The sequence below is a fragment of the Pseudorhodoferax sp. genome, assembly GCF_047601025.1.
GTDB lineage: Bacteria > Pseudomonadota > Gammaproteobacteria > Burkholderiales > Burkholderiaceae_C > Pseudorhodoferax.
The window spans coordinates 2,644,929-2,660,816 of record NZ_JASGJZ010000001.1 but is presented as its reverse complement, the minus strand read 5'-3'; the positions used below and the strand labels follow the sequence as shown (position 1 = coordinate 2,660,816).

Genomic DNA, 15,888 nt, shown 5'->3' with positions numbered 1-15,888 from the left:
ACCTCGCCCGTACGGGCTGCGGTGCGCGCCTCTTCGGGCGGCCGGACGAGGCGCACTGGAGTACCTGCGCCCATCCAGGCAGCGGTGCGCGCACCTCGGGGTGGCCCGGCGGTACTCACTGGACGACCTGCGCCCGTACGAACTGCGGTGCGAACCCCTTCGGGCGGCCGGACGGGGCTCATGCGCGCGGCAGCCCGGCGACCAGCGCGCGCCAGGCCGGCAGTTCCGGCTGGCCGGGCTTGCGCGCGCCGAAGAACATGGCCATCAGCGTGCCGGCAGGGTCGAACAGCTCGACCGAGGTCACGGTGCCGTCGTCGGTCGGCTTGGCCACGACCCAGGCCGTGTCGACCATGTCCTCGCGCAGGTGCAGGCTGAAGCCCGGGTCCAGCACGTTGAGCCAGCGCGCCCCGCCACGCTCCAGCGGAACGATGCGCGCCACCGGCCCGGTGTGGATCTGGATGCAGCCGGGGCTGCCGACGAAGACCATGATGGCCGTGCCGTCGGCCGCCGCCGCGTCCAGCAGCGTGCGCGCGGTGCTGGCCGGCACGCGTTCGCTGAAGCGCCCCTCGACCAGCCGGAACGCCTGCTGGCGCTCGGCGCCGAAGCGCTTGAGCAGGCCGAAGAACTGGTGCGTGTCGGTCATCGCGGCCCAGGCTTCGCGCAGGCCGGCCGCGTCGATCTCGGCATCGGGCCGCGGCGGCTCGGGCGCGGCGGGCGGTGCGAAGTCCGGCGCCGGGCCGGGCGCGGCGAAGCGCTCGACCAGCGCGGCCCAGGCGGCGGCGTCGCTGCCCGGGCGCTGGAACACCTTGTGCACCGCCGTGCCGTGGCGGTCGTAGAACTGCAGGCTCGCGAGCGGCGGCTTGCCGGCGTCGGCGGCGGCCTCCTCGACCGCGAAGCCGGCGTGCCAGCGGTCGAAGAACAGCCGCAGGTCGATCGCCTCGCCCAGCGCCAGGCCGATGGCGTCGCCGCCGGTGACGTTCACGTAGCAGCCGGTCTTCTCGTGCACCACGGCCTCGTTGCGCGTCAGCGCCATCAGCTCGCCGCACGCTTCCAGGCCCTGCAGCAGCGTGACCCAGGGCCCGTGCAGCGCACGCGCGCGCAGCGGCTCGCCGTGCGCACCCTGGTGGGCGGCGACGGCGGCGCCTTCGCTCAGGCCGATCGCGGCGGCGGCGTCCTTGGCGCGCAGGCCCTGCCGGCGGGCGGCGGCGAAGGCCGCGCGGACGGCAGCGCTCATTGCAGCCGCTCCGGCGGCCGGTGCCACAGCACGCTGGGCGGCAGCCGCACCGCGTGGTCGCTGCCGCGGCCCTGTTCGTCCCAGCGGCGCTGCAGGCCAACCGCCATGCTGCGGAACTCGGCCGACAGGCCGGCGTGCCGCGCCAGCGCGTCCAGGTTGTCGGCCACCTTGCGCGCCATCAGCGCGCGCTGGCCGGCGCAGCAGGCCTGGGCGTGGCCGGTCATCAGCGCCAGCGTGCCGGCCAGCAGCGCTTCGGCGCCGGGCAGGCCGTACTCTTCGTCGGCATGGCCGGCGGCAGGGAATGGATCGTGGCAAGCCATGGGGGGACCCTCGGTGCGAATGGTCAGAAGCTGAGAATGGATCGACCGCGCCCACGACGGGGAGCGCCGGGCCACCGGCGCAGGCCGCCACCCTGGCGGGCGCCAGGGCGGGGACCGCGACGCCCGCATGCGGCCTGGCGTGCCCCGGCCCGAAGGGCGAGCCCCCCGGCACAGCGTTGGCGATGCGGGCGGACGCTCATCGAGCGACCCGCGTCGGTATGGGGAGTTGTTCGTGCACGGCTTCTCAGAAATCGGCGACCAGCGTCAGCTTGGCATAGCGGCCGGGCTGCGTCCAGGCGTCCAGCGTCGCCAGCGTGGACGACACGCCGTTCACGTCGGACCAGTTCCAGTACTTGCGGTCGGTCAGGTTGTAGATGCCGGCCGTCAGCCGCAGGTCGGGCCGGATGCGCCACTGCGCCGTCAGGTCCAGCGTGGTGGCCGAGGGCGTGGCGAACTGGGTGGCCAGGCCGCTGACGTCGATGTCGCGCAGCTTCTTGGCGGCGCGGTAGGTCGCGTCCAGTCGCGCGGCCAGCGGGCCCCAGTCATAGGCCAGGCCGAGGTTGACGCGCTCGGGGTTGACCGAATTGATGGGCTGGCCGGTGTCGCGGTCGCGCCCGCGCGTGCGGCCGTAGGCGAACGGCATCGACAGCCGGCCCGGCCCGACGCGGCCGAACTCAGCCTCGCCCTTGATCTCGAAGCCGTCGAGCTTGACGCGCGCGACGTTGACGGACTGGAACACCGCCGGATCGGCGGGCGAGAAGCTGCCGCCGACCAGTTGGTTGTCCTCGATGAAATCCTTGAAGCGGCTGGTGAACACCGACAGGTCCAGCCGCAGGTTCTGCAGCCGCCCGCGCAGGCCGAGCTCGAGGTTCTGGCTCTTCTCGGGCTTGAGGTTCGGGTTGGCGATGCTCTGGTAGTTGGCGACGGTGTTGGCGAAGAAGCCGTTGACCTGGCCCGCCGTCGGCGCCTTGAAGCCGGCCGCGTACTGGCCGTAGACACTCCACGCATCGTCGGCCCGGAACACCACGCCCAGCTTGGGCGAGGTGGCCGAACCGCTGAGCGAGACCGGCGGCGTGGGCGCGGTGTAGCCGTCGGGGCTGGCGTCGATCTCGAAGCGGTCGTGCCGCAGGCCGGGCGTGATGCTCCAGCGGCCGAGCACGATCTCGTCCTGCAGGTACAGCGCGTAGCTCTTCTCCTTGGTGTCGGGGAAGCGCTTGAGCGGGTAGCTCTCGCCGGCCGGCGGCGTGGTGCCGGTCTGCAGGTTCTCCACGCGCAGCTGCGTGGCGTCCAGGCCGTAGGTCAGGCGCTGCACGGTGCCCGCGGCGCTGCGCAGCGTGGTGCCGGCCTGCAGGTTGGCCTGCAGCGCGCGCTCCTGGTAGAAGCTGTTGCGGCTGCGGTCGGCGGCGGTGTTGCGGTCCTGGAACTGGTATTCGTTGCCGCGCGCGTCCTGCCAGGCCAGCATGGCCTGCACGCGCTCGGCCCAGGGCGCGTCGAGCTGCCAGCTGCCGTCCCAGCCCAGGCGATTGCGGCGCATGTCGGTGCGGGCGCTGGCGCCGACCACCGAGGTCGGCGCCAGCGGCGGCTTGGCGATGTTGGACAGCAGCTCGTAGTCGGACTGCCTGTCCACGTGCTCGGCGGTGATGACGTGCTTCTGCCGCCCGTCCGGCCGCAGCACCAGCTTGCCGAGCGCCGCGCGGCCCTTGTCGGTCTGCGGGTTGGGCGTGGTGCGGTCGGTGTCGGCGGTGTCCACGCTGCCCTGGTTGTCCAGCGCGTGCGCGCGGCTGCCGTCCAGCGACAGCAGCCATTCCACGCCCGCGCGCGGCCGGCCGGCCAGCGTGGCGCCGGCGCGCCAGCCATCGACGTCGCCCTCGTAGCCCAGGCGCGCCTGGCCGCCCAGCGCGCGGCCGTCGCGCAGGAAGTCGGCCGGCTCCTTGGTGATGAAGTTGACCATGCCGGCGATGCCGTCCGAGCCGTACAGCGCCGAGGTCGGGCCGCGCACCACCTCGACGCGCTTGACCAGGCCGATGTCCAGGTAGTCGCGGCCGATCGCCGTCTCGCTCTGGAACATGTAGCTGCGCGGCAGGCGCACGCCGTCGACCAGCATCAGCACGCGGTTGCCGTCCAGGCCGCGGATGTTGAAGCCGGCGTTGCCGTCGCGGCCAGTCTGCGCACCGATCGTGAAGCGGGCCGGCGCGCGCTGCACGGAGACGTTGGGCAGGTCGCGCGCCAGATCGCGGATGTCGCCGATCTGGCGCTGCTCGATCTGCTGCGCGCCGATCACGTCGATGCTCTGCGGCAGCAGGTCGGGGTCCTGCTCGCTGCGCGAGCCGCTGACCACGACCTCCTTCAGCGCACCCGCGGCGGGCGGCTGCTGGGCGAACGCGGGCGCCAGGCAGGCCGTGGCAGCGGCCAGTGCGAGCGTCGAGAGGGAAGAAGAGGAGGAATGCACGTTGGCCAGCCTTCGCAGAAAGGAAACGGCGCTGGCGTGCCCGGCACTGGCGGACCAGGAGGGGTGGCTGGCAACGGGTGGATTATATGAGAGCCATTCTCAACAAGACCGTGGCAGACGCTGCGCGCCCCCGTGCTCGCGACAGCCGTGGCGGGCGCGCCACGAGAACGAGAGTGATTCTTATTGAGCGCACTACAATGCGCCGCGCCGCCCTGCCGCGGATCCTGCAGCCGCCCAGCTCACCGCCATCCCGATGGCCTCTCCCGCTTCCCCCTCTTGGGGCCCGCCGTGCAAGCCCAGTTCTACGACGACCTGCTGAAGTTCTTCACCCATGCGGTGAAGGACCCCCACGAGGCGCAGGACCTCGTGCAGGAAACGTTCGACCGCGTGCTGGCGAGGATGGCCGCCGGGCAGCCGGTGCAGAACCTGCGCGCGCTGCTGTACGCGGTGGCGCGCAACCTGCTGATCGACCGCCACCGCCAGCTGCAGGTGCGCGGCCACGCCGGCGACGAGGCCCTGGCCGAACTGCCCGCCCCGCCGGCCGACCAGCCGGAGGCGCGCTACGCCGGCCGCCAGCGCATGCGCCTGCTGGTGCACACCATCGAGAACCTGCCGCTGCGCTGCCGCGAGGCCTTCGTGCTGCACCGGATCGACGGGCTGCCGCAGGCCGAGGTGGCCGCCCGCATGGGCGTGAGCCTGAACATGGTCGAGCGCCACGTCATGCTCGCCGTCGCCGCCTGCCGCAAGGCCCTGGGCGACGAGCGCCCGCGCCGCGAGACGGCCGCGGCCGGCGCCTGCGGGCCCGGCGCCGGACAGGACGGCGCGTAGCCGGCCCGTCCCGCCATCGCCGGCCCCCGTCCCGCTTCTCGCCACCCTTCGGTTCGCCACGGCGCCGGCGCGCCGCCCGCAGCGCACGGAACCGGGCCGCAGGCAGCGGCCCGACAGGCCGCGGACGACAGGCCATGCCAGCGGCCACCGCGGACCGGCTCTGCCGGAGCGCAGGCGTGCCTTGCAGGCCACAGCGGCCCCTGGGGAGCCGACTCGTCGGGCCGTCCGGGCCTGCGCCGGCAGGCCTGGAGCCGCGGCCCTCCACCCCTGAAGGGGTCGGCGCAGCCCGCAGCACGGAGACCGAGGGTGGTTCGTTTCGGCGCGGCCGGGATTTTCGCGGGCCGCCCATCAGGTTCCCGGCGCCTGATCCGTCATCATTGGGAGAACGACGCCACGAGCCGCCACGCGCCATGACCGCCCCGCACGCCCCTTCGCCACCCCCGGCCGCACCGGCCCAGGACGGCGCGGGCGCGCAGCCGCCGCTGGACGATGCCCTGCTCGACCACCTGCCGCCCGCCGAGTTCGAGGCGCTGCGCTGGTCGGTGCGCGCCGCCGACGGGCTGGACGCCCCGGCGCGCGCCGAATTCGAGGCCTGGCTGGCGGCCGCCCCCGCGCACCGCGCCGCCTACGAGGACCTGGCCGGCGTCTGGAGCGCGCTCGACGCGATACCGCCCGCCGGCAAGGCGCGCCTGCGCGCCGCCGTGGCCATCGACGCCGCGGCCGCCTCGTCGGCCCGCGACGTGGCCCGCCAGGCCCAGGCCGGCGCGGCGCCCGCCCCACCGCCGGCCCACCCGGCCCGCCGGCGCCTGGCGCAGGCCCTGGCCGCCGCCACCGCCCTGGGCGTGCTGGGCGGCTGGCTCGGCTGGAACCGCTGGCAGGGCCAGCCCGTGTTCAGCCGCCACTACGCCACCGAGCGCGGCCGCAGCCTGGACGTGGCCCTGCCCGACGGCAGCGGGCTGGTGCTGGACACCGCCACCCGGGTCGAGGTCACGCTCTACCGCCAACGGCACGAAGTGCGCCTGCCCGAAGGCCAGGTGCTGTTCCGCGTGCAGCCCAACCGGTCCCGGCACTTCGACGTGCTGGCCGGCGCCGCCCGCGTCACGGTGCTGGGCACCCAGTTCTCGGTGCGCTACACCCCCTCCCAGGGCAGCCAGGCCGTGCAAGTGGCCGTGATCGAGGGCCGGGTGCGCGTCGCGTCGAACCGGGCCGGCACCGCCGCCGCGCCCCAGGCGGTCGAGATCGTCGCCGGCCAGGCCGTGGCGGCCGATGCCCAGGGCCGCCTCGGCCCCGTCTCCCAGGTGGCGGCCGGCGCCATCGCCGGCTGGCGCCGCCAGCGGCTGGACTTCGACGGCGCGCCGCTCGCCCAGGTACTGGCCGAGATCGCCCGCTACGGCGACATCGGCGTGCGCCTGCACGACGCCGCCGTGGGCCGCTTGCCGATCACGGCCAGCGTGGACCTGCGCAACCCCGGCGCCTTCGTCCAGGCCCTGCCGCAAGTGCTGCCGGTGCGGCTGGAGCGGCGCGGCGGCGACGTGGAGATCGTGGCCGGCCCGCGCTGAGCCCCCCACGCAAGCGCAGGCGGAAAAAACAGCGCGGCGCACATCAGGGTCGGCCCGGCCGATCCGTCTCCTGCAGTGAACCCGGGCCACGCCCCGTGGCAAACCGGTTGCCCCCAGGAAAAGGATCCCCCATGCGCACATCCCCCCGCCCGCTCACGCCCCGCCGCCCCGGCGCCCGTTTCGCCATCGCGCCGGTGGCGCTGGCCACCCTGCTGGCGCTCGGCGCCCTGCCGGCGGCGCAGGCCCAGCAGCCGGCGGGCGGCGGCGCGCCGGTGGCCGTCCGGATCGCGGCGCAGCCGCTGGCGCAGGCCCTGGCCGAACTGGCGCGCCAGACCGGCACCACCTTGGTGGCCACCCCCGCGCTGCTGGCCGGCAGGACGGCGCCCGCCGTCTCCGGCAGCCTGTCGGCGCAGCAGGCGCTGGACCGGCTGCTGGCCGGCAGCGGCCTGGCCGGCACCGCCCGCGACGGCGTGCTGACCGTGCAACAGGCGTCACAAGCGGGCGGTGAATCGGTTCTTCCGATCGTCACCGTGACGGCCGGGGCCGGGCGTGCCGACGGATTGCCGCAAGCCTATGCGGGCGGACAGGTGGCCACCGGCAGCCGGCTCGGGCTGCTGGGCAACATGGATTTCATGGAGACGCCGTTCAGCACGGCCGCCTACACCGAGGATTTCATCAACGACACGCAGGCCACGGACATCGGCGCCGTGATCGCCGCCACCGACGCCTCGGTCTACGTGGCACAAAAGCGTGGCTTGCAGGAGTCGTTCCTGATGCGCGGCTTTTCCATCTCCGGTTCGGACATCACCTTCAATGGCCTGGCAGGCATGGCACCGATGCAGCGCGGCTCGACCAAGATGGCCGAGCGCGTTGAGGTGCTGAAGGGCCCGTCCGCCATGCTGAGCGGCATGACGCCCGGCGGCAGCGTGGGCGGCAGCGTCAACATCGTGCCCAAGCGCGCGGGCGAGGAGCCGCTGACGCGGCTGACGACGACCTACGAGTCCGACAACCAGTTCGGCCTGCATGCCGACATCGGCCGGCGCTTCGGCGAGCGCAAGCAGTTCGGCATCCGCTTCAACGGCGTGGTGCGCGACGGCGACACGGCGGTGGACGACCAGCAGCACAAGATGGCGCTGGGCGCGCTGGGCCTGGACTGGCGCAGCGAGCGCGTGCGCGTGTCGGCGGACCTCTACCGCCAGCGCGAGCGCCTGGACGGCATCGACTATTTCGGCATCGGCACCATCGCCGCCGGCGTCACGCGGCTGCCCGCGCCGTTCGACGGCAGCACCAACCTGGCCGCGCCCTGGTTCTTCAACATCAACACCGCCACCACGGCGCTGGCGCGCGCCGAATGGGACATCACCGACAACGTGACGGCCTACGCGGCGTTCGGGCGGCGCGAGAGCAGCTACGACGCGCTCATCAGCCGCAGCACGCTGGCGAACGACGCGGGCGGCATCAGCGCCACGCTGGTGCGCCAGTACTACCACCAGGTGGTGCATTCGGGCGAGGTGGGCGCGCGCGGCAAGTTCAGCACGGGGCCGGTGGACCACGCCTGGTCGCTGGCGTTCACCGGCTACCAGAGCGAATACGGGGTGGTCAACCGGCAGTTCACGGCCAGCACCAACATCTACGCGCTCAATTACGGCGCCATGCCCGACCTGGCGGGCTTCTCCACCAGCGGCGTGCCGATGACCTCCAGGACCGAGCTGGACGGCGTGGCGCTGGCCGACCGCATGTCCTTCCTCGGCGACACCGTGCAGCTCACGCTGGGCGCGCGCCACCAGAAGGTCAAGACCGCCAGCATCAACGCCACCACGGGCGCGCGCACGGTGACCTACGACCAATCGGCGCTGTCGCCCTCGGCCGCGCTGCTGGTCAAGCTCACGCCGCAGCTGTCGGTCTACGGCAGCTACATCCAGGGCCTGAGCCAGGGCGGTACCGCGCCGGCCACCGCCGCCAACGCCTACGAGACGCTCGCGCCCTTCAAGACCAAGCAGTACGAGGTGGGCGCCAAGTACGACTTCGGACGTGTGGCCGCCACGGCCAGCCTCTACCAGATCACCAAGCCCAGCGCCTACACCGACCCGGTCACCAACATCTACGCCGCCAGCGGCGAGCAGCGCAACCGCGGCGTGGACGTGAGCGTGTTCGGCGAAGTGCAGCGCGGCCTGCGCGTGCTGGGCGGCGTGTCGTACATCGACGCCACGCTGCGCAAGCAGCTGCGGGGCCTGAACGACGGCAGGCAGGCCACCGGCGTGCCGCACTTCATCGCGCGGCTGGGCGCCGAATACGACGTGGCCGCCGTGCAGGGCCTGACGCTGACGGGCCGCGTCAACCACGTGGGCCGGCGCTACGCCACGGCGGACAACCGCCTGTCCCTCGCGTCCTACGCCACGCTGGACGTGGGCGCGCGCTACGCCCTGCGCGTGGCCCAGCGGCCCGTGGTGCTGCGGGCCAGCATCGACAACCTGACCAACAAGGCCTACTGGGGCGGTTCGTGGCAGGGCTCGGGAGACTCGGGCCTGTCGGGCGGGCTGGGCGCGCCGCGCACCGTGCAACTCTCGGCATCGATGGACTTCTGACATGGCCGGCCACCCCGGGGTGACGCGCCGCGCCATGGGCGCCTGCGGCCTGGGGTTCGGCCTGGGGCTGGTCCGGCCCGCCGCTTCCGCAGCGCCCACCGGCCTGCAGGACACGGGGCACGCCGTGGCCCTGGCCGGCACGCGCGAGTTCGGCCTGCGGTCCGCCGCGGGGCGCGACTACCGGATCCTCGTCGCCCGGCCGCCGGGCGAGGCGCCGCCGCAGGGCTACGGCGTGCTGCTGGTGCTCGACGGCAACGCCTACTTCGGCGTGGCGGCGCAGGCCATGCGCATGCTGGCGCGGTTCCCGGGCATCGGGGCGGCCGCCGGGCCGCCCGCACCCCTGCTCGTGGTGGGTGTGGGCGATCCGGGCGACGCGGAGCTGGACGGGGCCCGCCGGACCTGGGACTTCCTGCCGGTGCCACGCGAGGGCCCGGCGCACGCGCAGCGCGCCCAGCTGGGCGCGGAGCCGGGCGGTGCCGACGCCTTCCTGGACTTCCTGGTGCAAACGCTGCGGCCCGCGCTCGCGGCCCGCTATCCGCTGCGGCCGGACGGCCACACGCTGGCCGGGCACTCGCTGGGCGGCTACTTCGCGCTGCATGCGCTGGCCCGCTCGCCGCTGGCGTTCCAGCGCTATGCGGCCATCAGCCCCTCGCTGTGGTGGGACGGCCAGCGGCTGGTCGCCGACATGGCGCAGTCCCGTCCCGGCCCCGGCCGGGCGCGCGTGCTGCTGGCCGTGGCGCGCGACGAACTGCCGGGCTTTCCCGAGCGCACGGCCGCCATGCTGGACGGCGCGCGCCGCATGCGCGGCGTGCTGGCCGGGCGCGGCCTGCCGCCCGAGGCGCTGCAGTACCTGGAGATGGAGCGCGAGGACCACCTCACCATGCCGTTCGCGCTGATGCCGGCCGTGGTGCGCTTCGCGGCCGCGCCGTAGCGGCCCGCGCACCCCGAGAAATTCGCCGGGCACATCAGGACTTCCCCCAGTGATCCGTCTCCTGCAATGAAACCCGGTTTCCTTCAGGAGCAGCATCGCATGCACATTCCCCGCCGCCCGTCCTCCCCCGGCTGCCGGCCCGCCCCGCTGGCGCTGGCCGTGCTGCTGGCGCTCGGCGCCCAGCAGGCGCTGGCCCAGTCGCCGGCGGGCGCAGGCGCCCCGGCGCCCATCCGCATCGCCGCCCTGCCTCTGGCCCAGGCGCTGGCCGAGCTGGCCCGCCAGACCGGCACCACCCTGGTGGCCGCACCCGCGCTGCTGGCCGACCGGACGGCGCCGGCCGTGGCGGGAACGCTGTCCGCCCAGCAGGCGCTGGACCGGCTGCTGGACGGCAGCGGGCTGGCCGGCACCTTCCGGGACGGGGTGCTGACGGTGCAGCGCGCGCCGCAGGCGGGCAGCGGCGAATCGGCGCTGCCGGCCGTGACGGTGACGGCCGGGGCCGGGCGCGCCGGCGAACTGCCGGAAGCCTACGCGGGCGGCCAGGTGGCCAGCGGCAGCCGGCTCGGGCTGCTGGGCAGCAAGGACTTCATGGAGACGCCGTTCAACACGATCAGCTACACCGACACCTACGTCCAGAACGTCCAGGCCGACCAGCTGAGCCGCGTCATCGCCCTCACCGACCCGAGCGTGTTCAGCAACGGCGCCACCGGCATGCTGTCGGACAACTTCACGCTGCGGGGCTTCGGCCTGTCCCAGAGCGACGTGGCCTACGGCGGGCTGTACGGCCTGATCCCGTACTACCGCGTCACGCCGGAGCTGGCCGAGCGCATCGAGGTGCTCAAGGGCCCGTCGGCGCTGCTCAACGGCATGCCGCCGGGCGGCTCGGTCGGCGGCACCGTCAACCTGGTGCCCAAGCACGCCGGCGAGGAGCCGCTGGCCCGGCTGACCGCGACCTACGCCTCGGACGCGCAGTTCGGCATCCATGCCGACGTGGGACAGCGCTTCGGCCCCGACAAGCAGCTGGGCGTGCGCTTCAACGGCGTCTGGCGCGACGGCGACAGCGCGGTGGACCACCAGTCCAAGACGGCCAAGCTGGCGGCGCTGGGGCTGGACTGGCGGGCCGACCGGGTCCGGCTGTCGGCCGACCTGTACGCCAGCGAGGACCACACCCGGGGCCTGAACCGCGGCATCTCGCTGGCCTCCGGCGTGGCCGTGCCGCGGCCGCCCCGGCCCGAGACGCTGCTGGCGCCGGACTGGACCTTCGGCACCACCAAGGACCAGGCCGTCCTGCTGCGCGGCGAGGTGGACGTCACGCACGACCTCACCGCCTATGCCGCCTACGGCCACGGCCGGACCGACTTCGACGCGCTGGCCAGCTCGACCTACACCGTCCTCAATGCCCAGGGCGACTACCGCAACAACTTCTCGCACCAGCGCTCGATCTACGACAAGGATTCGGCGGAAGCCGGGGTCCGCGCCCGCTTCCACACCGGCGGCGTCGGCCACGAGCTGGCCCTGACGGCGACCTACTACCAGCACGACAACCAGTTCGGCTTCCTGCGCAACATGCTGGCCCGGGACTGGGTGACCAACCTCTACGACCCGGCCTGGGGGCCGAGCCTGGACACCAGCTACAGCCACGCTCCGCTGGCACGCACCGGCGCGCTGCGCACCACCAGCTACGGCGTCGCCGACACGCTCTCGTTCGCGCAGGGCCGGGTGCAGCTCACGCTGGGCGTGCGCCGCCAGAGCGTGGTCAGCGACACCTTCGACGCCGGCACCGGCGCGCGCACGGCGCGCTACGAGGCCAGCGCCACCACGCCCGCCGCCGCGCTGCTGGTCAAGGCCACGGACCGGCTCTCGGTGTACGGCAACTACATCGAGGGCCTGAGCCAGGGCGCCACCGCCCCGGCCACCGCCGCCAACGCGGGCGAGGTGTTCCCGCCCTACAAGACGAAGCAGCAGGAGGTGGGCCTGAAGATGGACCTGGGCGGCTTCGGCGCCACGCTCAGCCTGTTCCAGATCACGCGGCCCAGCGCCCTCACCGACCCGGTGACCACCCTCTATTCCTTCGGCGGCGAGCAGCGCAACCGCGGGGTCGAGCTCGGCTTCTTCGGCGAGCCCGCGCACGGGCTGCGGCTGCTGGGCGGCATCGCCTACACCCAGGCCAAGCTGACCAGGACCCAGGGCGGCGCCAACGAGGGCCGCGACGCCACGGCGTTCCCGCGCTGGCAGGGCAAGCTGGGCGTGGAGTGGGACATGCCGGCCGTGCAGGGGCTGACGCTGACCGGCAACGCCGTCTCGATGTCCCGGCAGTACATCAACGCGGACAACTCGCTGTGGGTGCCGGGCCGCACGGTGTTCGACCTGGGCGCGCGCTACGCGCTGCGGGTGGCGGCGCGGCCCGTCACGCTGCGCGCCACGGTCCAGAACGTGGCCAACAAGGCCTACTGGGCCGGATCACTGGCCAGCGGCACGGGGGCGCCGCGCACCTTCCTGCTGTCGGCCTCGGTGGACTTCTGACGCCTGCCCATGCCATGAACGCACCGATGTCCAAGATCCTGGCCTGGGGACCGCTCGCCTCGCGCGTCGTGGCCGCGCTGTTCGGCGGCTACGCGCTCGCCGCACTGGCCTCGGTGGCCGCGCTGGCGCTGCCGCTGCGCGCCTCCGAGGCGGTGTTCACCGGCATGCTGGCGAGCTTCCTGGTCTACGCCGGCGCCGCCGTCTGGGTGTTCGCCGTGCGCTCGGCCACGCGCGCCTGGGTCGGCCTGCTGGTCGTGGCGCTGCCGCTGCTGGCGGCGGCGTGGACCGTGTGGCGGGGAGCGCCGGCATGAGCCAGGTCCAGCCGCGCGGCATCCGCCAGACCATGTCCGACCTGCACATCTGGGTCGGCCTGCTGGCCGGCTGGGTGCTCTACGCCATGTTCCTCACCGGCACGGTGAGCTATTTCCGCGAGGAGATCTCGCGCTACATGCGCCCCGAGCTGCCGGCCGCACAGGCCCTGCCGGACGCGGGCCGAACGGCCGAGCGCGTGGCCGCCGCCATCCTGGCGCAGGCGCCCGGCGCGCCGCAGCTCAGCGTCACGCTGCCGACGCCGCGCAACCCGACGGCCTCGGCCTTCTGGCGCCTGCCGCCCGGCCAGCAGGGCGGCGCGCGGGGCCGCGGCTTCGCCAACGGCGTGTTCGACGCCGCCACCGGCGCGCAGCTGGACGCGCGCGACACCCGCGGCGGCGACTTCTTCTACGCCTTCCACTTCAACCTGCACTACATGTCGCCGCTGTGGGGCCGCTGGATCGCGGGCTTGTGCGCCATGTTCATGCTGGTGGCCATCGTCAGCGGCGTCATCACGCACAAGAAGATCTTCGTGGACTTCTTCACCTTCCGCTGGGGCAAGGGGCAGCGCAGCTGGCTCGACGCGCACAACGCGCTGTCGGTGTTCGGCCTGCCCTTCCACTTCATGATCACCTGGAGCGGGCTGGTCACGCTGATGGTGATGTACATGCCCTGGGGCCTGCAGGCGCTCACGCCCCCGGAGCGGATGGCGGCGACCACCGAGATGCGCTTCTTCCTGCCGCCCGGCAAGCCCGCCGGCCAGGCCGCGCCGCTGCTGCCGCTGGCCGGCTTCGTGCACCAGGGCGAGCAGCGCTGGGGCGCGGGCGGCGTGGGCACGGTGCAGGTCAACCTCGCGGGCGACGCGCAGGCGCGGGTGATCGTGGCGCGCCAGCAGGCCCAGCGCATCTCGACCACGCCGCAGTACCTGATGTTCGACGGCGTGTCGGGCGCGCTGCTGCAGGCCAAGGACGCGTCCGGCCCGGCCGCCACCACGCAGGGCGTGCTGTACGGGCTGCACCTGGGCCGCTTCGCCGACACCGTCACGCGCTGGCTGTATTTCCTGGTCAGCCTGGCCGGCACGGCCATGGTGGGCACGGGCCTGGTGCTGTGGACCGTCAAGCGCCGCGCCAGGCTGCCCGATCCCGCGCGGCCGTACTTCGGCTTCCGGCTGGTGGAGCGGCTGAACATCGCCGCCATCGCGGGCCTCTCGGTCGCGATGGCCGGCATGCTGTGGGCCAACCGGCTGCTGCCGCTGGGGCTGGCCCGGCGCGCGGACTGGGAGATCCACGTGTTCTTCATCCTCTGGGCCGGCACGCTGGCCTGGGCCGTGCTGCGGCCCGCCCGGCGGGCCTGGATCGAGTTGCTGTGGGCCGGCGCGGCGGCGCTGGCGCTGCTGCCGGTGCTGACGGCCCTGACCACCGGCCGGCCGCTGTGGCGCAGCCTGGCGAACGGCGACTGGGTGTTCGCCGGCCTGGAGCTGACGCTGCTGGCGCTGGCCGCCCTGCACGCGGTGCTGGCCGTGCGCACGATGCGCCACCAGCCCACCGTACGGCCGGTGCGCCAGGCGCGGCCCGTGCGTGCCGGCGGCCTGCCGGCGCGAGGAGGCGCATGATGGTCCACTGGACGCTCCTGCTGCTCTGCACGGCAGGCTTCGGCGCCCTGGCGCTGGCCATGGACAGGCACCAGCAGGACGTCTTCGGCCGCGAACTGCCGGCCCGCGCCGGCCGGGCGCTGCGCGTGCTCGGCTGGGCGCTGCTGGCCGCCGCGCTGTGGCGGGCCGTGGCCGCCCAGGGCTGGGGCCTGGGCCTGGTGGCCTACAGTGGCCACACCAGCGCGGCCGCGGGCCTGGTGTTCGCGGCCCTGGTGCTGTGGAACCGCTGGCGCGCACGCCGGCCGGCCGCGCGCTGATCCCGTTTTCGTTTCCCGTTTCCTCCCCCTGAAGAAGGCATGACCATGCAACCCTTGAAGTCCCTTTCCCTGCTGTCCCTGGCCGTGGCCGCCGCGCTGGCGGGCTGCGCCGCGCAGCAGGGCGGCGGCCCCGCCGCCTCCGCGCCGGCGCAGCAGGCCGCCCGCCAGGCCAGCGTCACGCGCCAGGCGCTGGCCCAGGGCCTCTACGAGCTGGCCTACAGCACCCGCCAAAACGCCGTGTTCGTCGTCTCCTCCGGCGGCTTCGGTCCGACCGCCGCGCCGTCCAAGGTGCTGCGCCTGAACCCCGAGACCCTGGCCGTGGAGGCCGAGATCCCGCTGGAGCGCAAGGGCTTCGGCGCCACGCTGGACGACGCCGCGAACCGCCTCTACGTGGGCAACACCAACGACGGCTCCATCACCGTGGTCGACACCGCCACCAACAAGGTGGTGGGCGTGGCGCAGCTGGCGCAGAAGGCCAAGGTCACCGGCCCCGACGGCAAGGAGGCCGAGCGCTACCCGCACAACTTCCGCGAGATGGTGGTGGACGCGGCCAACCACCGGCTCTACGCCCCGGGCCTGACGTTCAAGGACAGCGCGCTGTACGTGGTGGACACGCGCACGCTGCAGGTCGAGAAGGTGTTGCCCGGCTTCGGCTTCGTCGCCACCGGCGTGGCGCTGGACACCCGGGGCGGCAAGCTCTACGTGTCCAACTCGCAGGGCCAGCTGTTCACCGTCGACACGCGCACGCTGGCCGTCGCCAAGGTGGAGACGGCGGCCGGCGACCAGTTGCTCAACCTCGTGGTCGACCAGGGCGGCAGGCGCGTGCTGGCCACCGACCAGGGCATGGAGATGATGGACGGCATGCGCGCCAAGGCCGGCGGCCTGGCCAGCTACCAGCGCCGCGGCACGGGCAACCAGGTCGTGGCGCTCGACCCGGCCACCGGCAAGGCCCTGGCCAGCCTGCCCACGGGCGAGGGCCCGGTCGCCCTGCTGCTGGACGAGCCGCGCCAGCGCCTGTACGTGACCAACCGCGGCGCCGGCACCGTGACGGTCTTCGACACCCGCAGCAACGCCCTGCTGCAGACCATCCCGCTGCCCACGCACCCCAACAGCCTGGCGCTGGACGCGCAGCGCAACGTGCTCTACGTGACGGTCAAGAACGGCGAGAAGGACCCCAAGGGCGGCAACGAGAGCGTGGCGCGCATCCGGTTCTGACGGGCGGCCGCAGCGGCGGGCCGCCCGCCG

At 73.8% G+C, this 15,888-nt stretch carries 12 protein-coding genes; 9 read left to right on the top strand and 3 right to left on the bottom strand.

Features of this window, described 5'->3' with window-relative positions; genetic code table 11:
- Positions 1-178: 178 nt before the first annotated feature.
- From QM782_RS12560 to QM782_RS12550, 3 genes are all read right to left on the bottom strand, one after another.
- Positions 179-1,234: a hemin-degrading factor gene (locus QM782_RS12560; RefSeq protein WP_415203247.1), complete on the bottom strand. Its 1,056-nt coding sequence runs from the start codon at positions 1,232-1,234 to the stop codon at positions 179-181.
- Positions 1,231-1,554, bottom strand: coding sequence for a hypothetical protein (locus tag QM782_RS12555; RefSeq protein WP_415203246.1), 324 nt, complete (start codon positions 1,552-1,554; stop codon positions 1,231-1,233). Before QM782_RS12555 ends, QM782_RS12560 begins: the two co-directional genes overlap by 4 nt.
- A gap of 244 nt (positions 1,555-1,798) precedes the next feature.
- Complete coding sequence (locus QM782_RS12550; RefSeq protein ID WP_415203245.1) at positions 1,799-4,003, bottom strand: TonB-dependent hemoglobin/transferrin/lactoferrin family receptor; 2,205 nt, start codon at positions 4,001-4,003, stop codon at positions 1,799-1,801.
- A gap of 288 nt (positions 4,004-4,291) precedes the next feature.
- Here QM782_RS12550 and QM782_RS12545 point away from each other — a divergent pair, with 288 nt between their 5' ends.
- From QM782_RS12545 to QM782_RS12505, 9 genes are all read left to right on the top strand, one after another.
- Entirely contained in the window at positions 4,292-4,831 is a 540-nt protein-coding gene (locus QM782_RS12545; RefSeq protein ID WP_415203244.1) for an RNA polymerase sigma factor, read from the top strand.
- A 410-nt stretch (positions 4,832-5,241) separates the two neighbouring features.
- The gene (locus tag QM782_RS12540; RefSeq protein WP_415203243.1) at positions 5,242-6,390 is read left to right on the top strand and encodes a FecR family protein; all 1,149 of its coding nucleotides are present in this window, start codon (positions 5,242-5,244) and stop codon (positions 6,388-6,390) included.
- A 131-nt stretch (positions 6,391-6,521) separates the two neighbouring features.
- Complete coding sequence (locus QM782_RS12535) at positions 6,522-8,975, top strand: TonB-dependent siderophore receptor (protein ID WP_415203242.1); 2,454 nt, start codon at positions 6,522-6,524, stop codon at positions 8,973-8,975.
- A 1-nt stretch (position 8,976) separates the two neighbouring features.
- Entirely contained in the window at positions 8,977-9,906 is a 930-nt protein-coding gene (locus QM782_RS12530) for an alpha/beta hydrolase (protein WP_415203241.1), read from the top strand.
- A 99-nt stretch (positions 9,907-10,005) separates the two neighbouring features.
- The gene (locus QM782_RS12525; protein ID WP_415203240.1) at positions 10,006-12,426 is read left to right on the top strand and encodes a TonB-dependent siderophore receptor; all 2,421 of its coding nucleotides are present in this window, start codon (positions 10,006-10,008) and stop codon (positions 12,424-12,426) included.
- A 14-nt stretch (positions 12,427-12,440) separates the two neighbouring features.
- On the top strand, positions 12,441-12,737 hold the full coding sequence (locus QM782_RS12520; RefSeq protein ID WP_415203239.1) for a DUF3649 domain-containing protein: 297 nt from the start codon (positions 12,441-12,443) through the stop codon (positions 12,735-12,737).
- Positions 12,734-14,347: a PepSY-associated TM helix domain-containing protein gene (locus QM782_RS12515; protein ID WP_415203238.1), complete on the top strand. Its 1,614-nt coding sequence runs from the start codon at positions 12,734-12,736 to the stop codon at positions 14,345-14,347. Before QM782_RS12520 ends, QM782_RS12515 begins: the two co-directional genes overlap by 4 nt.
- Positions 14,344-14,643 (top strand): DUF3325 domain-containing protein, encoded by a 300-nt coding sequence (locus tag QM782_RS12510; protein WP_415203237.1) that lies wholly within the window; start codon positions 14,344-14,346, stop codon positions 14,641-14,643. Before QM782_RS12515 ends, QM782_RS12510 begins: the two co-directional genes overlap by 4 nt.
- Before the next feature lie 45 nt (positions 14,644-14,688).
- Complete coding sequence (locus QM782_RS12505) at positions 14,689-15,858, top strand: YncE family protein (RefSeq protein ID WP_415203236.1); 1,170 nt, start codon at positions 14,689-14,691, stop codon at positions 15,856-15,858.
- Positions 15,859-15,888 lie beyond the last annotated feature (30 nt).